Annotated in this window: 23 protein-coding genes; 8 read left to right on the top strand and 15 right to left on the bottom strand. The window is 46.1% G+C overall.

Annotated elements, in window-relative coordinates; genetic code table 11:
- Positions 1 to 140 precede the first annotated feature (140 nt).
- The 9 genes from F752_RS0109665 to F752_RS0109620 all read right to left on the bottom strand — a co-directional run bounded on the left by F752_RS0109665 (position 141) and on the right by F752_RS0109620 (position 9,168).
- Positions 141 to 1,463, bottom strand: coding sequence for a DUF885 domain-containing protein (locus F752_RS0109665; RefSeq protein ID WP_017731528.1), 1,323 nt, complete (start codon positions 1,461 to 1,463; stop codon positions 141 to 143).
- A gap of 130 nt (positions 1,464 to 1,593) precedes the next feature.
- Entirely contained in the window at positions 1,594 to 2,274 is a 681-nt protein-coding gene (locus F752_RS0109660; RefSeq protein ID WP_017731527.1) for a DUF3575 domain-containing protein, read from the bottom strand.
- Between the two features lies 1 nt (position 2,275).
- The gene (locus tag F752_RS0109655) at positions 2,276 to 3,022 is read right to left on the bottom strand and encodes an LVIVD repeat-containing protein (protein WP_017731526.1); all 747 of its coding nucleotides are present in this window, start codon (positions 3,020 to 3,022) and stop codon (positions 2,276 to 2,278) included.
- A 73-nt stretch (positions 3,023 to 3,095) separates the two neighbouring features.
- A complete protein-coding gene (locus tag F752_RS23825) occupies positions 3,096 to 3,623 on the bottom strand; it encodes an LVIVD repeat-containing protein (protein ID WP_017731525.1) in 528 nt (175 codons plus the stop codon).
- Positions 3,624 to 3,825: 202 nt separating this feature from the next.
- Positions 3,826 to 4,620, bottom strand: coding sequence for a peptidase (locus F752_RS0109645; protein ID WP_152425088.1), 795 nt, complete (start codon positions 4,618 to 4,620; stop codon positions 3,826 to 3,828).
- Positions 4,621 to 4,767: 147 nt separating this feature from the next.
- Positions 4,768 to 5,373, bottom strand: coding sequence for a class I SAM-dependent methyltransferase (locus F752_RS0109635; RefSeq protein ID WP_017731522.1), 606 nt, complete (start codon positions 5,371 to 5,373; stop codon positions 4,768 to 4,770).
- A gap of 78 nt (positions 5,374 to 5,451) precedes the next feature.
- Positions 5,452 to 5,754, bottom strand: a complete 303-nt coding sequence (locus F752_RS0109630; protein WP_017731521.1) for a hypothetical protein — start codon at positions 5,752 to 5,754, stop codon at positions 5,452 to 5,454.
- Between the two features lie 103 nt (positions 5,755 to 5,857).
- Positions 5,858 to 7,162 (bottom strand): DUF4365 domain-containing protein, encoded by a 1,305-nt coding sequence (locus tag F752_RS0109625; RefSeq protein WP_017731520.1) that lies wholly within the window; start codon positions 7,160 to 7,162, stop codon positions 5,858 to 5,860.
- A gap of 326 nt (positions 7,163 to 7,488) precedes the next feature.
- Positions 7,489 to 9,168: a dipeptidyl-peptidase 3 family protein gene (locus tag F752_RS0109620; protein WP_017731519.1), complete on the bottom strand. Its 1,680-nt coding sequence runs from the start codon at positions 9,166 to 9,168 to the stop codon at positions 7,489 to 7,491.
- A 177-nt stretch (positions 9,169 to 9,345) separates the two neighbouring features.
- Between F752_RS0109620 and F752_RS0109615 the strand changes: the two genes are divergently transcribed.
- Positions 9,346 to 9,819, top strand: a complete 474-nt coding sequence (locus F752_RS0109615; RefSeq protein ID WP_017731518.1) for a hypothetical protein — start codon at positions 9,346 to 9,348, stop codon at positions 9,817 to 9,819.
- 369 nt (positions 9,820 to 10,188) lie between these two features.
- On the opposite strand, the gene F752_RS23820 is transcribed toward F752_RS0109615, so the two are convergent.
- The gene (locus F752_RS23820; RefSeq protein WP_017731517.1) at positions 10,189 to 11,340 is read right to left on the bottom strand and encodes an App1 family protein; all 1,152 of its coding nucleotides are present in this window, start codon (positions 11,338 to 11,340) and stop codon (positions 10,189 to 10,191) included.
- Positions 11,341 to 11,547: 207 nt separating this feature from the next.
- Between F752_RS23820 and F752_RS0109605 the strand changes: the two genes are divergently transcribed.
- The 3 genes from F752_RS0109605 (at position 11,548) to F752_RS0109595 (ending at position 17,134) form a co-directional block, all read left to right on the top strand.
- The gene (locus F752_RS0109605; RefSeq protein WP_017731516.1) at positions 11,548 to 14,067 is read left to right on the top strand and encodes a DUF5916 domain-containing protein; all 2,520 of its coding nucleotides are present in this window, start codon (positions 11,548 to 11,550) and stop codon (positions 14,065 to 14,067) included.
- Between the two features lie 93 nt (positions 14,068 to 14,160).
- Positions 14,161 to 15,495, top strand: coding sequence for an MBL fold metallo-hydrolase (locus F752_RS0109600; RefSeq protein ID WP_017731515.1), 1,335 nt, complete (start codon positions 14,161 to 14,163; stop codon positions 15,493 to 15,495).
- A 274-nt stretch (positions 15,496 to 15,769) separates the two neighbouring features.
- Complete coding sequence (locus F752_RS0109595; protein WP_017731514.1) at positions 15,770 to 17,134, top strand: NAD-dependent succinate-semialdehyde dehydrogenase; 1,365 nt, start codon at positions 15,770 to 15,772, stop codon at positions 17,132 to 17,134.
- A gap of 7 nt (positions 17,135 to 17,141) precedes the next feature.
- On the opposite strand, the gene F752_RS0109590 is transcribed toward F752_RS0109595, so the two are convergent.
- Positions 17,142 to 17,915 (bottom strand): YdcF family protein, encoded by a 774-nt coding sequence (locus F752_RS0109590; protein WP_017731513.1) that lies wholly within the window; start codon positions 17,913 to 17,915, stop codon positions 17,142 to 17,144.
- Positions 17,916 to 18,051: 136 nt separating this feature from the next.
- Between F752_RS0109590 and F752_RS0109585 the strand changes: the two genes are divergently transcribed.
- The 3 genes from F752_RS0109585 (at position 18,052) to F752_RS0109575 (ending at position 19,941) form a co-directional block, all read left to right on the top strand.
- The gene (locus F752_RS0109585; protein WP_017731512.1) at positions 18,052 to 18,612 is read left to right on the top strand and encodes a DUF423 domain-containing protein; all 561 of its coding nucleotides are present in this window, start codon (positions 18,052 to 18,054) and stop codon (positions 18,610 to 18,612) included.
- Between the two features lie 71 nt (positions 18,613 to 18,683).
- A complete protein-coding gene (locus F752_RS23815) occupies positions 18,684 to 19,715 on the top strand; it encodes an ABC transporter ATP-binding protein (RefSeq protein ID WP_017731511.1) in 1,032 nt (343 codons plus the stop codon).
- A 16-nt stretch (positions 19,716 to 19,731) separates the two neighbouring features.
- Positions 19,732 to 19,941 carry a hypothetical protein gene (locus tag F752_RS0109575; RefSeq protein WP_017731510.1) on the top strand — a complete coding sequence of 70 codons (210 nt, stop codon included), beginning with the start codon at positions 19,732 to 19,734 and terminating at the stop codon, positions 19,939 to 19,941.
- 127 nt (positions 19,942 to 20,068) lie between these two features.
- On the opposite strand, the gene F752_RS0109570 is transcribed toward F752_RS0109575, so the two are convergent.
- On the bottom strand, positions 20,069 to 20,311 hold the full coding sequence (locus F752_RS0109570) for a hypothetical protein (RefSeq protein ID WP_017731509.1): 243 nt from the start codon (positions 20,309 to 20,311) through the stop codon (positions 20,069 to 20,071).
- Positions 20,312 to 20,396: 85 nt separating this feature from the next.
- Positions 20,397 to 20,813, bottom strand: coding sequence for an OsmC family protein (locus F752_RS0109565; protein ID WP_017731508.1), 417 nt, complete (start codon positions 20,811 to 20,813; stop codon positions 20,397 to 20,399).
- A gap of 94 nt (positions 20,814 to 20,907) precedes the next feature.
- Here F752_RS0109565 and F752_RS0109560 point away from each other — a divergent pair, with 94 nt between their 5' ends.
- Positions 20,908 to 21,267, top strand: a complete 360-nt coding sequence (locus tag F752_RS0109560) for a phage holin family protein (RefSeq protein ID WP_017731507.1) — start codon at positions 20,908 to 20,910, stop codon at positions 21,265 to 21,267.
- A gap of 107 nt (positions 21,268 to 21,374) precedes the next feature.
- Here F752_RS0109560 and F752_RS0109555 read toward each other — a convergent pair whose 3' ends face one another.
- Together F752_RS0109555 and F752_RS0109550 are read right to left on the bottom strand one after the other, a co-directional pair.
- Entirely contained in the window at positions 21,375 to 22,076 is a 702-nt protein-coding gene (locus tag F752_RS0109555; protein ID WP_160164103.1) for a DUF4476 domain-containing protein, read from the bottom strand.
- A 238-nt stretch (positions 22,077 to 22,314) separates the two neighbouring features.
- Positions 22,315 to 23,952 (bottom strand): IPT/TIG domain-containing protein, encoded by a 1,638-nt coding sequence (locus F752_RS0109550; RefSeq protein ID WP_017731505.1) that lies wholly within the window; start codon positions 23,950 to 23,952, stop codon positions 22,315 to 22,317.
- Positions 23,953 to 24,107: the final 155 nt, after the last annotated feature.

Raw genomic sequence — 24,107 nt, 5'->3', positions numbered from 1 at the left:
CAATAAAAATGGCTTATCCTTTTAAAGATAATAAAATTTTAACGGAAGACCATATCAGCAGGGAAAGCCTTTAATGAGCAGGGAGTTGAGAAGATAAAAAGTCCCTTTCCTGTCTTTTTTAGCGGAAAGGGACCATATTTTTATTCCAGCATAGAGGCGGTATGAGGCGCAGAGAGTATCTCCTGAAATACTTCCCATCGTTTCTCCGGATGGTCCGCTGTACCGCCATGGGCTTCCACATATTGCCGCACCAGTTTCTGCCCCAGGTTATAGTTTATTACATAGCTCCTGTAGCGGTCGAAGAACTGCGTGCGCTGCAGCGCTTTTCCTTTATCGTAGAAGTTGTATTTTACCAGCCAGTCGGCGGCATCTTCCCGGCTCATCTTCCCGTCGAGGTAAAGGCGTGCCGCTTCATTGCCAGCAAAATCCAGTTGCTTGATCTTAGCCAGGAGGCTGTAATACTGCCCGGCCTCCGCAGCGTTTAAACCAGCCAGCGGAAATAAAACTTCCTTTTCAAAAGCGAGCCTTTCTTCTCCCGGAAAAGCCACTTCAATTCCATAATTAGCGCTGCCTTCGGCAATGAGCGACTGCGGACTAAAGAGCGGGTAAATAGAATACTCCTTCCAGCCAAGCTCATTCACCAGCTTCTGTTCCAGCAGGGCATTGAACACGTGGTGGCCAGGATAGCCTTCGTGGCAGGCAAGGTCAATGGCCCGCTCGATATAAATAGGAAAGTCGGTGTTTAGCTGGATAAGGCTGTAACCATTGCCCTGGAAGTAGTTGTAGCCCGACCAGGGCTTGTCAGTTACATATTCCACTCGAAAGTTTTCCCCGGGAGGCAGGTTGTAGTGCTTCTTTGTTCTTTTTCGTGCCTCTGCAATGGCAGCCCTGAAAACAGTGTCGAGCTTATCTTTAGGGATCTCGAAGCGGGTGCGGTAGGCAGTCCATCGCTCCGGTAAACTTCCTTTTCCTGGAAGCGCCTTGTCAATATCCTTGAGCAAAGAATCGAAGTAGGCCTGGCTGTAGTGGGGAGGGGTGGCATCGTACAACAGTTGAGCTTCCTGGTCAAAAGAGAGTACCTTCCCCTGCATTAACTCCACCTTTGTTTTAGCGGCCAACACCTGCTTTTGAAACATTTCAAGCCTTTGCTTTTCCATCTCCTCCAGTGTGTCGGTAGGGTAGTTTCGGAGGCTTTGCTGTATATCGGTAAATTCCTGCAGAAGGCGGTTAGCGGTAAGGCTGTCAAGGCCTTTGTTATCTTGTGCAAGCGGGGCCGGCTTCCATTCTTCCGGGCCGTAATAGGCATCTACAATATCACTATCGTACTGCCCCAGTTGCAGCAGGGCTTTTACATAGCGTTCAGCTAAGGCATCCATGTTCTCTGCCTGGCTTAAAGTTTCTTTAGAAGTGCTGCAGGCCCATAGCAGAAGGCTGCACAGGACCAGTATCATACTTTTCTTCATATAAATATCTAAATATCTTTTTAAGGCGGTTGGCCATTCAGGAAAAGCACAAGTTCTGCTTATTTTCGGAATAAGAAAAACCGCCTGTCAAATTTAGGGGAGGGGAAATGAGCTACAGGAGGTACTTTTTTTATTGTATGTGCTGTAACTGCTTGCGCCTGTCCTGTAAAAAATAGCCTATTTTCATTCCTAAACTCATGCTGGGAAGGTCGTAAAAGCCATCGTCCTTCTGAAAATAAAACAGGTCCCAGTATTCAGGCCCGTTAGGAGGTTTATTAAAGCTCTTCACCTTCACATGGCGGTAGCCCAGGCCTGAATAGAGGTCTATGGCAAAGCGTTCTATCACAAACTGGTATCCAATTTTAAGGTGCAGGGCATATACCTGCTTTTGCATTGTATAATCCATATACTGGTAGTAGGCGCAGTTGAAATCGCCTGAACAATCTCTGCCAAACATTTCATTTCGCTCAAACCTCGAATGGATAAACAAAAACTCAGGGGCCAGGTATCCACCCCCTTCAGGGTATCCTGCCGGGTTGAAGTAAAACCTGATCTCATTCCTGATTCTCCACCCCCTGTCATTTTTGTTTTCACTTTCGTAAGCAGATGGAATTATATACCCCAGCTCGTGTTGCAGGCTAATCCTGCTGTTTAAGGGGTGCTCCAGCGCAAACTGTATGGAGGTAAGGGGATCCATTAAACTGAATGGACTGAATTTAAGAATGGGAGAGGGAGGAAGGGACAGGTGAAGCGTGTCTTGCCCGAAGGTATAGAGAGGGCAGAGAAACAGCAGGAGAAAGAACTTTCGCATTTTATTCGCAATTAGAGGTTGGCAGGTGGCTAAGCTCTTCGAGCTGTGCATAATCGAATTGAAAAATGCCGCTGTTACCGGTTAAAATAAGGCTGTTTTCCGCTGGAATTACATCGAAAGCATGGAGATTATCAAAGCGGCGGCTTACTTCGATATTATGAGGGTCTGCTACATTTAATACGGTAAGGCCATTTTTTCCTTCACAAACAAAGAGAGTGGTATCGGAAATACCAAGCCCAAAGGGGCTGTCCATCGGAAAGCTGTTAATGAGGGTTGGTGCTGCCGGGTTGCTGATATCGATTAGGTCGAGCTGGTTGAGGCCCCGGGCGCAGGCATTATCGGTGCGCAGGGTAACGTAAGCGATATTATCCTGTACCACTACCGGGTCGCAGCTGGTTACATGCCGGTAGGTAGAAAGGTAAACGGGCGATTCCGGTGCGGCAATATCGTAAATGTGCATTCCTTCCATGGATCCGATAAAAAGGCGGTTTTGGTAAGGGAAAATAGTTTCGATATTCACCCCAAGCTCAATGTCTTTTAGCTTAAGCGGATTGGAGGAGGTGCTGATGTCATACACATGCAGCAGCCTGCTGTCGACCACGTACAAATAATCGCCCACTACTGCAAAGCGCGCCATGGAGCCTCCCTGGCCTGTTCCTGTGGGGCCGGCAGCCGGGTTGTCGGAAGCACAGGAAAATAGCAGGAGTGAAAGGAGGAAGAGAAGGGAAGGAAATAGAATCTTTTTCATGATTAGTGGAAGGGAAGGTTACCGACAGAGCCGGAGTTGTTTTCCATTTATTTAAGTTAAAAAAGAAAGGCCTTTAGCGGAAGCACTGAGGGTTCTGCAAAAGCGCCTCTGCCCATCCGATTACAGGTCCTTTGGAAGGATCGACACACTCAAAATAGACTCCTGTTTGGGAGGGATACCGGTTGTGCCCATAGTCGAAGGCCTTTTCCACTGCTTTTACAAAGCGCACCTTAGCCGGATTGCTCATGTCCAGTACCACCATACTGCTCAGGTGGTCGGCATAGATGAAGTTGTCTTTTACCGCCATATCGACATTGCCGGCAATTTTAACGAAGCCCAGAAGTTGCGGCGCCGCAGGATCTGTATTGTCAATCATGTGTATACCCTCATGGAGCTCGTTTACCAGGAGGTATTGGCCGTAGCGGTAAATTTTACCGGGCTGGCAGATTTCCTGTGCAGGCAGAAAGTGCACTTCCAGGTCTTCGGCGCTGCCATAGACCGGGCGGAGGCCCATCACCTCTTCAGGTTGCTCATCCGTTGGTTCGCAGGCCCCCAGCAGGAAGGCAAAAAGCAGGAGAGGGAGAAATAGGGCCTTTTTCATATTTTATAGAATTGTTTATCTATAATAGTAGACAACCAAAAGGTGCAGAGGGTTGGAATAAGGTAAAAATATTTCAGGAATAGTACAAGTAAAAAAGAGCGGGGAGGCTTAATAGCCCAAATAAAAAGCATCAGAGCCAGCTGTTTGCCTGCCCTGATGCTTTTTGAATAAATTTTCGTTGTCGTAAATGCAGAAAGTAGTCTTATTTTCCTCCTTTTGCCTGCAGGTCGGCAATACATTGCGGATCGAGAGAAGGTGCTTTGCTTAAGCCCACCAGGTTCGATACCACATCGCCGGTTTCGGCGGTCCAGTACATCAGGCAGCCATCCACATCACAATGTTTGCCATGGGCCGTATCCTGGTGGTCGGTTTGGGGGGGAGTACCCACATTCACCAGGCCCATAATATGCCCGAATTCGTGGTTCATAACAGTGGTTTCCAGCAAGCTTTGCGAAGGTTGCCCTACACCGCCGGAGTACTGCTGCATTTTGCTGCCAAAAAGGGCAAGGGAGGTGTTGCGGTAGGCAACCCCCAGCACGTTTTCATTTTCGCTGTAGCTGCCATCGGTAACGAATACGAAAACAGCCAGGGTCTTGTCTTTATTAAATCCGGTCCGGAAATCTTTTTCTACCTGCTGAATATCTGCAATGGAATAAGGGGCGAGCCCGGGCGAGGAGATGGCTGTTTTGCTGATGTGGATGCCTTGTGGTTTGTGGAGTCTTTCCTGCAGAAAAGCTTCCAGGTTCTCCAGTGTCTGGGCAGTGGGCGCATAACCCTCTACATATACCAGGTTCACCTGAAGAGCCTCAAACTCCTCCTGTGTAAGCAATTCAGCAGCCGATTGCCCAACCGCCTGAAGGTGATAACTGGATTCATCCTCTTCTTTTGGCTGCTCTTCAGGCTGTGGGTCCTTCTCGAGTACTTCGTCTTTTGTACAGGCGGTAATAAGGCCCAGGAGCAGGAATAAGGAAAGAAATGTTTTTTTAGATATCATCATAAAAACTGCTGTTGTAGAACCTGCAATTTAATAATTAGCAGGTAAAAGACCTGAGGGTAAGGAGGAACAACCGGGCTCATGTAATTTTTAAGGATAAAAAGAATCCTGAGTTGGGAAATATTTGCTTCTAAATGAAGAAACCTGGCTTTATGGAGTTTTTTCGACCACCAGGTGATGGCTGGTGTTCGGATAGGTTCTGTAGGAATCTTCTTTATAAACCAGAACTTTAGCATGAGGCAGCTTTTTGGCTACACTGTATAAATCCCTGCAATAGCCCAGGGTATTCATCCTCCATTTCTCATACCTATTAGCTCCATGAATGGAAGGTTCACTTACCACAATTCCCTTTTTACATACCCGCCACATTTCCTTTAAAGCAGCTTCGGCCCTTTCCTGGCCCAGCTGTTCTAATACATGGTTGGAGTAAACAACATCAAATGAATTATCCGGTATTTTTAAATTACAGACATCTGCTAAAAACAGATTATGGAGGTTAGGGCTGTAAAAAAGATTTACAATGGCCGAGGCTATTCTTGCATTCGTATACTCAAAGCCATGGATTTCTATCTGAGAATTGAGGGATTCAAGCAGGTAAATGTTGAGCCCGGAACCACAGCCCGCTTCCAGCACTTTAGGTTGTTCAATGCCCCTGCACAATTCATTTACACTTTCTATTAACTCAATGCGCTGATAGCCATTACAGCCTTTGTAAACTTTTCCATTATGCTTTAATAAGATGTCTTTTTGTAGCAAATCAATCGTTTCATAGCTATGTTTCTGATAACGGGACAGGGAAGAAGTGGAATGCTTCAGGCGGAATTTAATAATTCCTTAGGCTCCTCCTGCCAGCTGGTAGGTATGTTCGGCCAGGCTGATAGGTTTATCAGGTAGCTTACGGCTATATACTCTTTCAAAAACGGACCTGTCGTACTCTTTTAATACGTTTTGTTTGATGGCTTCTTTTATGTGAAACCGGATATCCTCAAAGTCTTCAAACTCCGGATGGTTACTGCTCCTTAAATCTCTTATTTCAATGGTTTTATTTTCAGGCAGTTCAACGAGATTCGATTTGGTTTTATTCATGAGAGAGGTGGTAGTATAATTGCAGCGTTGCGCAAACTGGGTGTTGGGCATTTAAAGGCACATCTGTTTCCTGTTGCTGTTTAGTTTGTAAATGGCTGTGAAGCCAAAATTACAAGTATATGCCCAATAACCTGTTTGTTTTGTTGGGTGTAGTTTATCTTACTTTTTTCCTTTCATACCTAAAATCTGGTAATTCTTCCTCAATATATCTTAGGTACATTTGTATACAATTTAGGATATTTCTGAAGTCTCTGTCATTATCAGAAACTACAATTCTAATATTATGGAGGTATGCAATGAGACTATTGATTTTAGTGTTAAGATCCTTGCACTCATTTGGAGGAAAACCTAAATCTCTTATTGAGCCATTCAAAGAATCAAGATCAAGTGACAAGGTTTTTATCTTTTGAATGTAGTCCGGTATTTTAAGCTTCTCTTCTTTATAATCTTGTGAAAATTTTAACACTTTTGAATATAATTCTTCAAAATGGATGAAAACTTTATCAATAAAAGGGAGGTATTCACCTTTGTCAAGTAAATTTTTCCTTATAAAATCATATTGATTGGCAGTGGAATTCCAATAAATATTGATATCCTCAACTTTTTCATTAGGATCAGAAACTAGAGGCCTACCTATCTCTGGTAAATTTGCATCCACCCAAAGCGTACTACAAAACGATTGGCCATAATTACTATCTTCTATACTATCATAAAAGAACAAGTATATAACATCGTACGACTTGTTCTTGAAACGCTGCGAAATCCATTGATTCCTATGATAAACTTTTTTGGAATATTGCTCATGAATTTTTGGAATCAAAATTCGCATAGCCTCTCTTGATGAAGCAAATGACTTTTCAACCAGTATTCTAATGTCTGTTCGTAGTGCAGTTCCATGTGAATTGTCACCTTGTCTAATTACAGTATAGTAATTTTTATAAGTTTCTATTTTACGTAACTGAGAAATTAATTTTGTTCCACTGTATGCAATTTCAATTAATTTAGCTCTTGAAAAAGCATTTTCAAATGAATCTATTAAGGGAATCTGAAGCCGTAACGTTGTCGAATTATTTCGCCAATTCGGATTTTTAACATCTAGCTCTTCACAAATATATTTCTGTATAAAAAGAAAATATCCTATTTCCTTTTGGATATTAAAAACTACTAAAATTATCGGGATTTCACATACATCACAAAAATTCAGAAACTTGACTGGAGCATCGTATGAAACATGAGAATCCAGCCCTTCGAATTTAGCTGGGTCATTAATGGTTTTTAATTGGACTTTGATGAACTTGGCTGTTGTTTCTCTTTCCTCATTGAAAATTTCAATTTCTCCATCAATATCATTATCCCATTCCATTTTTCGATATTTCCAATTATTCATTCTACAATACTTGGAAATTATTGCCCTAGAATCTTCTTCATTTAGGCTATAAGTATCTAATTTTGATCTCATTTGTGTTCTTATGGCTGTCGTAATTTAACAGTTTTTTCAAGAGTACTTCTTTTGATTAAAAAAATTAAAATCTCTAATGCAGGAATTACACCCAACTACCGTAAAACAGCAAATTCACTTGCTATTTTTGCCTTATAATTTATATAAATAAAGTTGTAACATAACCTAAAGTCTCCACTTCTCAAAGGGAAAATTTCAATAAAATCTACCTATAGTTCTGTAGTGACTGAATAGTAGGAAGTTAAAAGTTACTCCTTTGCCACTCTTATATAATAAAACCGCTGACCCTTTCGGAACAGCGGTTCTCCTTTTTACACATTCACAGTTTATTCCAGTCCGAGTACTTCCACGCCCTGTTCGAAAACGATATCGACGGGAATGTTGGCTTCGGCTAAGCGGTCCAGGTCGGCCTGTAGCTGGGGGGTAATGTTGCCTTTTTCGGCTACCAGTCGGGCTACGCCTTCATAATCGCCTTCGCCCTGCAGGCGCAGGATTTCAGCTGAGAGGTCGTTCATGGCCTGGCGCATTTTTTCGTAGTTGACTTTGTACTTTCCGGTTTCGGGGTCGCGGCTAAAGGCACCCTTTTCCTGGAAATAATTGAAGCGAATCATATTGGCTTTGCCGTGGGCGCTGCTGGCTCCAAAGCGGATGCTCCTGAAAATAGAGGCCAGAAAAGTGGTATAATAATCCTTTAGACGGCCCTGCAGCTCACTGTCCTCGTGCAGCTGGGTTACCATATATAAGCCTAATACATCGGCTTTGCCTTCTTCGAGGGCAGAAGCATGTTCTTTCAGGGCTTCGCGCACGGTTCCCTTGCCATTAATGGTGTTTTTAATGCCGAGCCCATGGGCCACTTCGTGGAACATGGTGTTGGCAAAAAAGGCATCGAAGGTTACGTGTTCCTGCTGGTCTTCGGCAATAAGTTCGTCGGCGATGGGCACCAGTATTTTATCGAACTTGGCCCGCATGGCGTTCTTCAACTGCAGCCGGCGGGTGCCTTTTTCCAGCTGAACCTCCTCATCGTTGGGCAGGTTAATGGCAATGGTTTTGCTGCCTGCATTGGCATCGCCGGCATAGTATACTACATCATAGGCATTCAGGTCAGCATCGGTGCCCGGCATTTCGGTTTTGTATTTTTCTTCTACCGGCAGGTTGCGCTGCAGTTCGGGCAGGAAGGCGGCATATTTGGCAAGGCGCTCGCTCCAGTCCATATCCTTTACCAGTACAAATGCTTCGTGGGCCGCTTTATAGCCGTAAAGCTGGTCTTCGTAGGTTTCGATGGGGCCAATCACCAGTTCGAGCGGGTTGTTTTTTACATCCATCCAGGCCAGGTCGCTGGGCTGGTAATTGTCGTCGAGCAGTGCATCGGCACGCAGGTTCAGGTAGCGCTTAAACTCTGGGTCGGTTTCCAGCTCGGCAGCCTGGCGAAGCAGGTCTGCTGCACGAGCCACCTCATCGGCAAACTGTACATGGTAGGGGATGGTTATGAGCTCCCCTTCTTCGTTGCGGCGAATGAGGGTATACTGGCTGGTTTTGTCGGGCAGGTCGGCCGCCTCAAATTCCTCTTTGGTCATATCGGCCGGATAGAAGTTGGCTCCGGCCGGCTTTTCACCCACACCGGCAACAAAAGGCTCATTTCCTTCCAGCCGGTCCCAGGGGCCATAATTAATACCGATGTACTCTTCGAGCTGCTCATCTTCCACCACCTGTAGCAGACTGTCGCGCCGGCCATAGGCTTCGTACCAGAAGAGACTGTCCATAATTTTGGCCGCCTCTATAAGCAGTGGAATCATTTGCTTATGTTGGGGCGAAAGTTTTTCCAGATCGGCGGTAAGCTGTACGCTGGTATATTTATCCAGCTTTTCGTCCATATCGGCCGTGGCCAGTGGTGCAGTCGTGCTTTCATTTTCTGCAAGGTCTTTTTCGGTACTGTTGCCGGTCTGCTGGCAGTGCTGGAGGCTGCCGCAGAGCGCCAGGGCTGCCATCCATAAAAGAGGCTTTTTCATAAAGATTAATCAGGTTAAAAATGGAGGCTTCAGTTAACAAATTGTTTTTCTCGAAAAAATGGCTTTAGAAGCAATATAGGGCTTTAGAAGGGGAATAAAAAGAAGAAGAAAAAATTGCAGAATATTTACAAACTAATCCGATAGAAAAACGTTCTTATGCATCATTACAACTAACTCATGGACAGGTATCTCATGAACAAGGACTTTAAATTCGTGAAGAACAGCTTACTGGCGGCCTGTATAGAAAGCCAGCAGAGCATGATGCAGACGGCCCAGCAGGCCATGCGCGACATTCAGGAGAGAGCATTGGAAGGCCGTAGCAATGAGGAACTTTCAGATGCTTTTATCGCTCAGTGCCAGAATGAGCAGAATATGTATGTGAAGCGCCTCCATGAGGTTAGCGGAACAATCAGTATTTTGGAAAAGGTAAAGGGCGTTAAAGGAGGAGAGGCTATAGGTTTCGGTTCGCTGATCATAACAAATCATCAGAACTTTTTTGTGGCGGCCAGTATTGGGGAGTTTAAGCTGGAAGATGAAAACTTCTTCATCATCTCGGCCCAAACGCCCATTTATAAAGCAATGGAAGGAAAGAGAGCCGGAGAGCAGTTTGAGTTCCGGGGCCGGCAGTACAAAATTATGGATGTGGTGTAGGGGTAAACTCTATCAAAAGGTAACAGACCAGTTGCCATACAAGAGTTCTCTTCCCGTAAAGTTAATTTGTAGAGGAAGGAGACGATTGGCAGAAAAGGTTTCTTTTGCCATCTCCGAAGGAGATCTGTCATAGATGATATGATACAAAGAGCCTCGAGGAAGGAATAGGGGCGACTTTATCGGCTGCCCCATTTTATTGTTTTTCTAACCTTTTAACTCATTAGATTCCCTCCGGGTATGACAAAGGGCTACTTTTGCCTTCAGGGACAATTCCTGTAGGGGAGCAGGGAGGAGCCTCATTCTTGTGATAGGGGCTCCTGGAAAGGCTGGATAGCGAGCTGGTTAAAAAGCTTTCCTGATTTGATTACGCTAAACCTGGAGCATTTGCTCCATGTGGCTGGGTGCTTCCAGATCCTTTTTGCGCTCTCCTTTTATGGCAGGCAGGCTTTCGGGGCTGATATAGCCCTGGCTAAGGGCATGCCTTGCTGCTTCCACAGTATCTTTTACCAGCAGCATTTCTACGCCCATTTCCCTGCACTCCTCTAGCAGGGGCTGTATTTCGGCTGCCCGCCCGGGGCCGCTGACATTACGAATATAAATAGTTTTTACCCGCTCAGGATATCGGCGGGTAACTTCGGTATAAATTTCAGCATCTTTCTGTCCACTGTCGCCCACCAGTATAAACTGCATGTAAGGGTACATATTCATAATCTTTTTTACCTGCATCAGTTTATGTCCTTCGTGCAGAGAGGTAATGAGCTTGAACTGATCCATACGGCTGTCGCGCAGTAAAAAAGGCCCCTTCGGGATGCCCTGCAGTTCGCAGAAATCCTGCAGCAGGTCGAAAAGCTTCCAGCTGCTGCTGCTTACATAAAAGATAGGGTTGATCTGAAAAGGGTTTGTGCCCTCGTAAAGGGCACGGTAAAAGGCAGCGACTCCTTCGAATGGTAAGCGGGTGCGGGCATTTTTAAACAGCATCAGTTGCAGCTTTTTATAAACTTTGGTAGCCCTGGATACTAAAATGGTATCGTCCACATCTGAAATAATGCCCATATTATTCTTTTCACCGGCAATGAGTACTTCTCCCACCGCCGATACCAGTCCCTGCTGCTCGGTTACGCTGTCGAGCAGTTCTATTTTTACCGGCTGCCATTCATTTCCGTGTTTGTAGGGTTGCCGGTTTTTAAGGTGCAGCGAAAAATATCCCTGTGAGTCCGTTTGGGCAAGGGTGGCATGGCCCTGAAAGCTGATGCGCAGTTGTACCCGAGGCGTTTCATTACTGGTGTAGCGCTTGTACATGGCCTTGGCATTCTGCCACTTATTTTGGTCATCGTCGGGTGTAGCCAGTCCTTTATCCTCCAGCACCTGCCCTCGCATATATATACAATCCTCATTTCCAAAGCCGAGGTAGGGAAGAATTTTGGGCCTTCCCAGCAACCCGGTTCTTTGCTTAATTCTAAAACGATAGTAGTCTAATTTATTGGCAGTCTTGCCCAGGTATCTGAATACTTTCTTTTTCATAAAATGGAAACCCTAAAAAAGGGAAGGTGTTGGGCAGGGCTGTATATTCCAAAAATATTTATAATAAATTCTATGATAGGCCCGGAATTATTCAATTTCTAAAAATATCTGCCATCAGCACTAAAAATTTCCCTTTTAACAAGATGGTTTTGTAAATTCGCACACATTAAATCATTACCCCTGTTTACTACCCCATCTGTATTAAAAATGAGAGAAAAGAGGCTCCTCTTCCTGTTGTGCTTTATTTTGTTTTCATTCACCCCTTTTGCTGAAGTCTGCGGACAGGAAATTGAAGCTGTAAGGATTACCGGAGGGCCGAAAATAGATGGTATTGGCGATGATGAGGAATGGGAAAAAGTGCCTGTTGCTTTTGAAGGCCATTTTACGCAGCTAACGCCCAATAACCTGGACCCTTCTGCTTATATTACTGAAATAAAGCTGGCCTATAACGATTATGCCTTATATGTGCTGGCCCGTATGAAGGATCCAAGGCCCGGTACTATTCCACGGGAATTAGGAATGCGCGATGACTTTGGCCGGAATGCAGATGCTTTCTCTTTTATACTGGACACCTATAACAAAGGGCAGAATGCCTTTTACTTTGGCGTAACCGCTGCCGGTGTGGAACTCGATGCCAGTATGGGGCCGCAGGGCGATGATGTGGCCTGGGATGCTGTTTGGAAAAGTGCGGTTACCTTTAATGAGGAGAGCTGGATAGCGGAGTTCGAGATTCCTTATTCTGCCATTCGCTTTCCGGAAACAGAAGTGCAGGAGTGGGGCGTTAATTTTATAAGGAAAGTGCAGCGCGATAACCAGGAAGCCACCTGGAGCACTGTAGATAATAGTATTAGCGGCCTGGTAAATCAGTCAGGCAAGCTGGTGGGTATCCGGCAGGTCGACCCGCCCATACGGCTGCAGTTCTTCCCTTACGTAAGTGCTGTGGGAAACCACTGGAGCAAAACAGGCGAATTTACCACCGCTTTCGGGGGTGGCATGGATGTGAAATATGGTATCAACGAAAGTTTTACCCTCGACCTGAGCCTTATCCCCGACTTTAGCCAGGTGCAGTCCGACAACCGTGTGCTCAACCTGGGGCCTTTCGAAGTTCATTATTCTGAAAACAGGTCTTTTTTTACCGAAGGAACAGAGCTTTTTAGTAAAGGAGGTCTGTTGTATAGCCGAAGAATAGGGCAGATAGCCTATACTTTCGATGCATATGAGCAGGTAGCGGAGGGCGAAAGAATTATCAGTGAGCCCGGAGATGCCCAGCTTTTAAATGCGGCCAAAGTTTCCGGCCGTACCAAAGGAGGCCTGGGTGTTGGTTTTCTGAATGCCATTACCGATAATGTTTACCTGACAATAGAGGATAGCCTGACGGGGGACAAGAGAAAGATACTAATTGACCCTGTAACCAACTTTAACGTAATGGTGCTGGACCAGAACCTTAAGCATAATTCTGGTATTAGTCTCATCAATACAAATGTTACCCGCTTTAATGGTGGGCGCGATGCCAATGTGCTGGCCACTGAGTTTCGCCTGAACGATAAAACGAACACCTACCGGCTGGAAGGCTTTGGGGCTTATAACCACATCCGCCCCAATAAAGATGCTGTCGGGCTGGAGAACATCAATGGGTATAAATACTACCTCAGGGCCGGAAAGGTAAGCGGAAACTTTCAGTATGGAGTAAGCCGGAATGTGGAGAGCGATACATACAATATCAACGATCTGGGCTTTCTGCGGGCGGCAAACAGCATAGGTCATAGTTTGTACATGGGCTATCATATTTTTAAGCCCTTCTGGATACTCAATGACCTGAGCATCAATTTTAACAGCAGCTATAACCAGTTGTACGAGCCCAGAAGGTATTCCGGCTTTGGCCTGGGCTTAGACTACAACACCCAATTGAAGAATTTCTGGGGTACCGGGGCATGGTTTAGCTTGAATCCGGTTGATAATTACGATTTTTTTGAGCCCAGAAGAGAAGGTTATTTCTTTACCCGCAGGCCCAGCTACAACGGGGGCATTTGGGTGGATAGTGATAATCGCAAGCGCCTGGCCTTCTTTGCCGAATATGGTTTTTTCCGTCGCCATTCCTGGAATTCGAAGGATTACTGGATGACCATTGCACCGCGCTTCCGGGTATCGGACAGCTTTTCAGTAAGACATGAGTTCAGCACCTCTCACCGAACCAATGAAAGGGGCTATGTTGATGAGATCGGGGAAGACCTGATCCTTTTTGGCAACCGGGATGTCCGCAATTTCGAAAATGTAACGAACCTGAATTTTATTTTCAGCAACAGGATGGGGCTCTCCCTCAGGGTAAGGCATTACTGGAGCCGGGTGTTTTACGATCGTTTCTTTGAACTTCAAAAAGATGGAAGCACAACCGATTATACAGGTGTAACACCTGAAGAGCAGGCAGATTATGCCACCAGCTTTAATGCCTTTAATATGGACCTGATGTACAGGTGGCAGGTTGCCCCCGGCAGCTTTTTAACCCTTGCCTGGAAAGATGCCATTTACGATAGCCGCCATAATGTAGATTTGGGCTTTTTGGAAAATGTGGAGGTACTTAGCCAGCAGCCCCAGCTAAATACTTTTTCTGTTAAGCTAACTTACTTTGTTGATTACCTGATGATCAAGCGCTACCAGGAGAAGCCGGTGGAGAGTCTTTTCAGGAGAAGACCGGTTGTGGAATTGCAAAACCCCTATTTTTCTGGTTAATTTACAGTCATGAAGGCGCTTTCATTAGGTCAGCGGTTTTAAATGACCGCTACTGCCAGTGGAAAGTGAATCGGAACTGCAAATTTTTTAGATATGAAGATACATCAGATTTACGATAAAGGTCTTGCTCATGCTTCTTACGCTGTGGTGAGCAAGGGAGAAATGGCCGTGGTGGATCCTGCCCGTGACCCCCAGCCCTACTATGACTTCGCCCGGGATCAGCAGGCGAAAATTGTGGCTGTTATTGAAACACACCCTCATGCCGATTTTATCAGCAGCCACCTGGAAATTCACCAGCATACCGGTGCCACCATCTATGCCAGCAGCAAAATAGGAGCCCTTTACCCGCACAAAGGCTTCGACAAAGGCGATAGCCTGAAAATAGGGGAGCTGACGCTGGAGGCTTATAATACCCCCGGCCATTCGCCCGACAGCATCAGCATTCTGGTAATGGATAAAGAAGGGCAGCAGCACTCTATCTTTACCGGCGATACGCTTTTTGTGGGAGATGTAGGCCGCCCGGACCTGCGCGAAAAAGGAGGAGAGATGGAAAGCATGCGGGAGCACCTGGCCAGGCAAATGTACCACTCCACCCGAAATGTACTTATGCAGCTGGAGCGCGATGTGCTGGTGTACCCAGCACACGGAGCAGGCTCCTTATGCGGGAAGAACCTCAGCACCGACCTTAGCAGCACCATTGGGCGTGAACTGGATACCAATTATGCCCTGCAGGAGATGCCGGAGGAGAAGTTTGTCAACAATCTGCTGGAAGATCAGCCTTTCATTCCAAAATACTTCAAAAACAGTGTGGAGCTCAATAAACGAGGCGCGGCCCCTTTTAAGGAGAGTATTGCAAAGGTTACCCGCTTAACGGCTGATGAAAAACTGGAAGAGGGCGTGTTAATTATCGATTCACGCGACCAGCTGCAGTATAAGAATGCCCATTTACCAGGTTCTGTTAACCTGATGGATGGCCTTAAATTCGAAACATGGCTGGGGAGTATTGTCGGGCCTGATGAACCCTTTTACCTGATAGCCGATGATGAAGAAACACTGGAGAGCCTGATAAGAAAATCGGCCAAGATAGGCTATGAAGGTAATATAAAAGGAGCTATGGTGGCAGACAAGCCTGGAGAGGCCCATAGCCGTTTCCTTAACCTGGAGCACTTTAAAGCGAATAAGGATGGCTATCACATCCTGGACGTCAGAAACGCAGGCGAAGTGCAGGAGGGTAAAATTTTTGAACAGGCACAGGCCATCCCGCTTCACGAGCTTCGCGAAAGAGCCGGGGAAGTTCCGGTCGATAAACCCGTGATGGTGCATTGTGCAGCCGGATATCGCTCGGCAGCCGGCTTCAGCATTCTGGAAAACCTGCTCCCGGATGCAGTCGTTTATGATTTAGGCGAGGCGATTAAGGAGTTTAAATAAAGGAAGCTAACTTCTGTTGAAGATAAATAGAGTCCCTTCTGTTCTGCAGGAGGGATTTTTTGTTCTATTATTAACAGGAGTCCTTCCGGAAACAGCCTATAAACTTTTGTTGCTACAGTAGGGTAATCCTGCTGGTGGCATTTTTCTTTGTTTTAGGGAGTATGAATGGCTCTAATCGCTGTTTGAATAATCAAAAAACCTTTTATACGGGCTGGTGTTTTGTTTGTAAATTAGGGTGCGTAATAAGCACCATTTTTTACCAACCGCACTTTTTATGAGTATACAATCAATCAATCCATATACAAACGAAGTAATTAAACAATTTGAGGAGGCCACCGACGAAGAAGTTAAGGAGGTGCTCAGAGAATCAGAAAAAGCATACCAGGATTGGAAGGAGACCTCCTTTCGGGAAAGGGCGGCTGTTCTGGAGAAGGCAGCCGACGTAATGGAAGATGACATTGAGCATTATGCTTACCTGATGACCCTGGAAATGGGTAAAGTAAAACGAGAGGCCCATGCCGAGATAAAGAAGTGCGCTGCCTGCTGCCGCTATTTTGCCAAACATGCAGAATCGTTCCTGCAAAACGAAACGCTCCCGGTAGAGGAGGGAGAGGCCTATATCGCCTACGATCCTATAGGGCCTGTACTTGCGGTAATGCCATGGAACTTTCCATACTGGCAGGTTATTCGCTTTGCCGCTCCTAATCTAATGGCTGGCAACGCAGGCGTTTTAAAACATGCGTCTAATGTGCCACAGGTAAGTATGGCGCTGGAAGAGATTTTCCTGAAGGCTGGCCTGCCCGAAAATGTTTTTAAAAGCCTGCTGGTCGGTAGCAGTAAAATCAATAAAATAATTGATAATCCGTCTATAAAGGCTGTTACCCTTACAGGAAGCGAAGAAGCTGGCAGTAAGGTGGCCGAAAGGGCCGGGAGAAACATCAAAAAAACCGTGCTGGAGCTAGGAGGCAGCGATCCCTTTGTAGTACTGGAAGATGCTGACCTGGAAATGGCAGCTACAGAAGCAGTAAAAGCCCGAATGGTAAACAACGGGCAGAGCTGTATTGCGGCCAAGCGCTTTATCGTGCTTAAAGAGGTGTACCATGATTTCCTCGAGCTGTTCCGTGAAAAGATGGCTGCCCTTAAAATTGGCGATCCGACCGATGAGGATAATGATTATGGCCCGATGGCACGGCAGGATTTGGCAGATGAGTTACTGGAGCAGGTAAAAGAAACGGTGAAAAAAGGTGCCAAAGTAGTGCTAGGAGGTGACAGGCCTAAAATGGAAGGTGCTTTTTTTAATCCTACCATTTTAACCGAAATCAAAAAAGGTAGCCCGGCATTTAAAGACGAACTGTTTGGCCCTGTTGCCTCTGTTTTCGAGGTAAAGAACGAAAAGGAAGCTATTAAACTGGCCAATAACTCCATCTATGGCCTGGGTGGCTCCGTATGGACAAACGACCGGGACCGGGGGCAGTATGTTGCCCGGCAGATCAATAGCGGAGCGGTATATGTCAATAAAATGATGGCCAGCGATCCGGCCGTGCCCTTTGGCGGCGTAAAGCATTCGGGCTACGGGCGGGAGCTATCATACCTGGGTATCCGTGAGTTCATGAACCAGAAAACCATCTGGGTAAAATAAGGACTGCTCAGAGGTAGCCCATCGCATCATACATAATGTACCCAACCCATTCCTTAATAAGTTTCGTCCAGTTGACTAAAGCCTCTTCCGAAGGAATAAAGAGACTATCAGGGGTATACTCTTGTTCATCGGAATAAAAGTCGGTACTGTAAGGGATAGGATGGAGGCCTGCCTGCCGGAAACAGCCCATAGAGCGCCGCATATGGAAGGCAGAGGTAACCAGGAGAAAGGGGTGATCTTCCATGTTGTTCTCTTCCAGCCATTCGGCGGTATACAGGGCATTTTCATGGGTATTCCGGCTGCGCTCTTCTGTCCGGATATCTTCCTCCGCCATGCCGCTGAGGAGGAGTACCTCCTTTATCTTTGCGGCTTCGGCTCTTTCTGCTTCTCCCATCAGCTTGCCGGAGCCACCGCTGATCAATATTTTCTCGACAAGGCCCAGCTTGTATAGCTGTAGTGTATGCATAATGCGGTCGGCTCCCTTCTGCAGGTGCACCCGATCCTGCGGCTCCCGGTCGGCGGCGGTTACCCCGGTGAGGATAACTGCCAGCTCATGAGGTTGGTCAAATGCCTGCAGGGGAGTGGCAGGCACCTCCCACCACTGCATGAGCTGGTTGGCGATAAACGGATTGGTAAAGAGAAAGAACAGACTTGTAAAAGCGATAAGCGCCAGTTTTTTAATAGGGCGCCTGCGAACCAGTAGAAAGACCAGCAGGCAGATAGCCAGCAAAGGCACCGGTAGAATAAGGTAGGTAATGGTTTTTGACAGGAAGAAGAACATATGCAAAGTTACAAAAGAGCACGACAGCAGGAGCTGGCTTTGTTCTGTATGGAAGGTAAAAAGATAAAAAACTTTAAGGCGCAGGAACTGTTTTTCCGTAATATTAGCCCTTTGGGCGTAAAAGCTAAAAAGTACAATGGCAGATTATCTTCTTTGGACCACCGTGGCAGTTTACCTGCTCCTGATTGTTTTTCTTTTCCTGAAGCACCCCATTCGCAGAAAGTTGTTTGCAGGGGCTGGCCTTTTCTTTGCACTTTTACTCTCAGGCATCGCTCTTTTTTCACAGTTTAGTCTCTACTCTAATCCGGTTGAAGTAAGCGCTATCAATTATACCGGCAAAAAGGGTATTCTGTACTTTTTCTCAGGCTCCGACTGCTCTGCTCAGGTAGTTTATAGCCTGGAAATAGGCAATAATGAAGAAAAAATACTGGAAGTGGAAGGGGAGAGAGGTAGCTTTGCAAGGGTTGTATTTGCAACAAACAAGCAGGGAAATTATACTTTTCCCTTTGAGCAGGAAAGTTACCAGAAGCTGGAAATATGGGAAAAAGAGCTGCAGGCGGCTGATCCTTGCCTGCTTACCAAAATTGAAGCGTACCATTGGCAGCAAACGAAGTATACCCTTAGCATCGGGTTAATGTTGTTGGGAGTCCTGCTGGTTTTTCTGTTTCTTTACCGCGATGGTTTAAAGAGCCGCTAAGCTCAGGAGGAAGCAGAATGCACTGCTGTGCACCAGTAATATAGTGGACTGAAAAGGAAGAACAGTTAATAATGATAGAAATTCGGCAGCTCCGGAAACGGTTCGAGGGCAAAGAGCAAGACATTTTGCAGGAGATGAACCTTTCGCTTGGCGAAGGAGAGATAGTAGGACTGGTAGGAAGCAGTGGATCTGGTAAAACAACTCTTCTACGCCTGTTGGCCGGTTTAGAGGAGCCATCGGCCGGGACTATTCTTTTTCGCGGAATGCCGGTTGCCGGGCCTTCGCAGCAGTTGGTAGCCGGACATCCTTCCATCCGGATTGTTCATCAGGATTTTGAGCTGGCACACCGGCTTTCGGTATACGAAAATGTAGCGCAGAAGCTCCGTCACCTTCACCCCGAAGAACAGCAGGAACGGGCACTGGAGCTGCTGGAAGTTTGCCACCTGGGCGCGCTGGCATATACTTTTGTTGAGCAGTTATCGGGCGGCGAAAAACAACGGCTGGCCCTCGCCCGCACACTTGCCGAAGCACCCGAACTTCTCCTGCTCGATGAGCCCTTCAGTAACCTCGACCCGCCGCTAAAGGAAGATATCAAAGAAAAGCTGTTCAGCTATATTCGCGAGCAGGGTATAGCCGCCATCCTGGTAAGCCACGATCCCAAAGATGCTCTTCCGCTGGCAGATCGCTTCTGGGTGCTGGAGCAGGGAAAACTCGTGCAGCAGGGATCTCCCCGGGAAGTGTACTACCGCTCCGCCTCACCGGAAGTAGCCCGGCTTTTCGGCAAAATCAACCTGGTTAAGAAGGAAGTGTTGATGGAGGTACTGAAAGGAGATGCATTGGATTTTCTGCAAAAGCTCCCGGCAGGCAGTGTGGTGGGTATACGGCCGGATGTGGTACAGGTAATGGCGGAAAAGGAGTCTCACCTGTTGGGGGTGGTAAAAAGTATGTCTTTTAGCGGTATACACTCCGAAACGAGTATACTTATAGGCGAGATACTAATTATTAGTTGCTACCAGCCAGGCTATTATACAGCAAAGCCTGGGGAAGTGCTTGGGTTAATGCTTAAACCAGAGCATCTTCAGGTTTGGAGTGCTAAAGATTAAGAGCCGCCTTTACAGATTGGTTTATGATAGAGGTCAGGGAAAAAATTCTGCCATTCCGGAAAAGGTTATCCTTTGTTTTTATAGTGAAGAAAAAGCCACTATTCTGCTGAACAGGCATATTAAGCACTTTATTATTGACTGTTCAAAGGATCCTGTTGAGCAAATGGACGATCCGAAGCGCTTCTTCCGGACCAACCGCCGCTTTTTAACAATTTTCATGCTGTAGCCCGAATAGTGACCTGTTCAGGCAATCGCATAAAACGAACCTGGTCGATGAAAGGGCACAGGGGTAACCGTTACCTTCGAAAAGGTGAGGAATAAGGAAGAGGCCCGACCAGTAAAGTAAATCTTGCTTAAAGTGCCTCCTGAATGGCAGTCTGCAGGTCCTGCATCATCTCAGAGAATCTTTTTTCGGCTTTCTGCATAAAGCTTTCGCTAAGGATGGCCTCCAGTTCAGCTTCGCTTGTTAAGTCCAGCTCAGGTATTTTATAGGTTTGCTCGATAAGCCCTTTTTCCAGTTTAACAAGGTATTTACCATTCCACTGGAAAATGGTGACTTTGCACTGCGGGCGCATATATTCTTTTACAACTCTCATCTTTTCAGGCAAAGGTACAGCCTGTAGGCTAATTTACAGCAGGTTTCTGTTCTTTTACTCTTTTGGGCCTTGAGCGGGAAACTCTTTAGGATAGCTGTTCTAAGACTTCAGCGGTATATTTTAGCTCAATGTCGGCCGCAAGGGAAGCGGAAACGGAGCAATATTTTTCTATTGCCAATGCTACCACCTTTTCAAGCTCTTCCGAAGAAGTATTGGGAGAGTAAAGAATAAAGTGAAGGTGGAGATGGGTGAACCTGCGGGGAAGCTCCTCTCTTCGCGTTCCTTCACTTTCTATCCGGAGATCCAGCACTGTTTTTCTTTTCTTCTTCAGGATTTGAACAATGTCTACTGCAGCGCAGGCCCCGGTGGCAGCTAAAACAAGTTGCATGGGAGAGAAGGCCTTCTTTTCTCCTTCAGGATACATGTCCACGGGCAGGAGGTTTCCGCTTTCGTTCCGGACCTCCCATTCCTTTTCTGCCAGGAAGCGGGTGCTTATTTTCATCTTGTACTTTTTTCAAATATAGAGGTGAATATTTTTTTGAGCAAACTGTAAACCTGTTTATCCGTTCTATTGTGGAAACCAAACCTACTTAACTATGATACAATGGCTTGTTCACATTGTGGTGGACGCATTGGTGCTGCTGGTGGCGGCAAAAATGATGTCTTCCGTTCAAATGAGAAACTTTAAAACGGCTATTATAGTGGCCCTTGTAATTGGACTGCTCAGCTTCTTAATCGGCTGGCTGTTAACCCTCATTCTGAATATTGCCACCCTGGGGCTATTCTATTTTACCGGTCTCGGCTTTATTATCCGGATTGTGGTCAATGCTATTATTATTGAAATAGCTGACCAGATGAGCAATGGCTTTAATACAAAAGGGTTTACACCTTCGCTAATCCTGGCTGTAATAATAGCACTGGTTGGCTCTATCGTAGATGCTTTTTTATTCGGGTAATTTAATAGATTGATTTTGTTAGATGAAAGAAATAAAGCCTGCTGCAAGTTCTTTGTAGCAGGCTTTATTTCTTTCATCCTTTTCAGGGATAAAGAGAGGTTAAATCCTTAGCGAATCCGTTGATTGGAGTGGCTTCGGGAAATAAAGTTTTCGAGCTGAATATGACTTGCCTCCAGGCGAAGGGCTTTGTAAACCACTTCATAATTCTCAGGATCGGTTACGTGCCTGTAGGCCCATTTTGCCAGATGGAGCCGGCTTTGTTCAAATGAAAACTGATACAGCATCTCCTGTACATCAGCCGCATACAGTAACTTGTTTTTTAGTCTGCTTTTAACCAGGTGTAGCTTTGCCTGGTCATTTTGCTGATATTTCAGCTGGTCCAGTAGCTGGTGGTACTCTTCGTCATTTAACAAGCTTCTCCTTGCTTCAGGATAGTCTTTTCGCGCCCCTGGTCTTCTGATTTTTTCGTGGTAGGGTTCCGGAGCTATACGCAGTAAGCTGCTCCCTTTAAAGGGGTGCGTTTTCAGAATAAAGCTGTTTCGGCTGTGAGGGCGCAGGAGCACCTCGTCTGTATAAATCATCTTTACCCTTCCCCAGCGATCAAATACTTTTATATGCACCCGGTGCTTCCCCGGCCGCTCTCTGATATACACTTCTGAAAGAGGGGTGAGGTTAATTAAATCGCCATCAATTATAAGCTGAATCCGCTCATTTTTTGAGGCCATGAAACGAGCCTCGGCAGGGGCTGCCACTACCTCCTGTGCAAGTAACATAATTCCTGTAAATAGAAAGACAATTATCTTTTTCATACAAAATCCAATGTAGCAACCATTGCTCTGTGAAATTCTTCTTACAAGTGGACCGTTCAATAATTGTGCCATTGCGTTAAGCCTACAGAAAGGAGGTTCTGATTCGGGTGTGAATTGAAAACAGTTTGGCAGGTAAGGAGAAGAGAAAATACCTGGCAAACGAATAAATCAAAAAAGCCTCTGAGGGATTTCCCTGCAGAGGCTTTTTGCTAATTAAACTATGTTAAGAGAGAATTAATTACTCGCCAAGTGGAGTAAAGCTCCAGTTAAGGATGTCGTGTGCCTCCCAGCCATATACGTGGTTTGTTGAAGCAGTAAATCCTACAAAGGCTTTTCCCTCTTCCAGCGCAATATAATCTGAAAGGTCTATTGCTACTTCAAGAGGAGCCACCATACCGTCTACCCAAATCTGCAGTAAACCTGGTTCGAACTCAGTTGCTGGAGTATATACCACTCTGGCTGTGTGAGAAGACATTTCGTTGCCAATGAACTGTGGCAGGTCAGGGTGAGTTGCGTTGGTAGTTTGCGCCAGGCGGTAGTTAGGGTCGGCATGAACGGGAGTACCCGGGCCGCCAACACTAGCCTGAACACTTATGTGGTTTCCGTTTGGATCTTCATCTGCTGCGTTCATATAAGTATCGAATTCAATTACCACAGCATCGGTAATGCCACCGTAGCCCATATCAGCACCACGGGAGCCCAGCGCATCCGGTCCTTCTCCCTGGATAATAAAGGCTAAACCATCTGCACCTGTTTCACCTTCAACACCTTCCGGTTTGCCTGGTCTGGAAATCCGGAAGTCGAAAGTGGTTTCAAAACCTCCTTCAACATCTACTTTAGCGCCATAATAGGCAGCTCCGGTACGGTCACTTTTGGCAGGAGTTAAGCGAAGAACAGTTTCTCCATTAAGACCGCCACCTTCGTAAAGAAATGCCTGCCCTAAGGTGTCAATGAGTTCTTCCGCATCGCCATCGAAACCAGTTCCATAGTATATGCCGGTTTCGCCACTTGTTACGGTAAATTCACCTGCTTCGTATGTGGCGTCGCCTACCGTAACGGTAACCATACCTGAAGTAGCCGCATCAGGTACAACAGTTATGATTTCTTTATCTGTTACTGAAGTAATTTCAGCATCAGTACCATTAAAGCTAACAGCGACATTTGCCACGTCCTGGCCGAAGCCGGCGCCAAAGATAGTGACAGTAGAGCCTACAGGACCGGCTGTTGGAGACATGGAAGTGACCCCTGGCTCGGTTTCATCCTCCAGTACAGTAAATTCCGGACCTTCAACTGTCATATCACCCATTGTAAAGGTAACCGGGCCTGTAGTGGCGCCCTCTGGAACCAGTACAATTATTTCTTCATCAGTTAAAGCACTGATAGGAGCTTCCACCCCGTTAAACATTACAACCTGGTCAGTTAGCTCTTCGCCAAAACCGGTTCCGGTAATGATTACTTCGGCACCTACATAGCCCTCAACAGGATTGATTTCAGTAATTACAGCTTCTACTGGTTCTGCTCCTTCTTCAGTTACGGTAAAATCAGGGCCTTCAATTTCTTCGCCTCTTACCACAATGGTTACAGGGCCCGTGGTGGCTCCTTCCGGAACGGTTACCAGAATAGATTCGTCGGTTACGCTTGTAACAGTGGCTGCAGTACCATTAAAATCAACTGCTTCGACATCGGCATCGGTGCCAAAATTTGTACCAATAATCTCCACCTGGGTACCAACAGGCCCTTCGGTAGGATCAATTAGGGTAATAGTTGCCGGGTCCTCTTCAACAACCGGAGGAGTGTCATCCTCACAACCGACAACCAGTAAGCAGCTCAGGAAGAGCGCAAATAGTGCTTTGGTGTTTTTGGAAAAAGTGTTCATAATAAAAATAAAAGTTAATAAATGAGGTTAAGTAAAAAATGACTGTTTAGCCATTCAATTCCACTGCACAACCACTGAACTTATGGCTTGAACGTGCATTCCTCAGTAGAACCTCCGCTGCTGCTTTTTGTTTTGTTCCCAAGGAAAAACTTTCC

Origin of the sequence: Nafulsella turpanensis ZLM-10 (assembly GCF_000346615.1) — a bacterium.
GTDB classification, from domain to species: domain Bacteria; phylum Bacteroidota; class Bacteroidia; order Cytophagales; family Cyclobacteriaceae; genus Nafulsella; species Nafulsella turpanensis.
The sequence above is the reverse complement of the archived record's forward strand: the minus strand, read 5'-3'. Positions and strand labels throughout refer to the sequence as shown.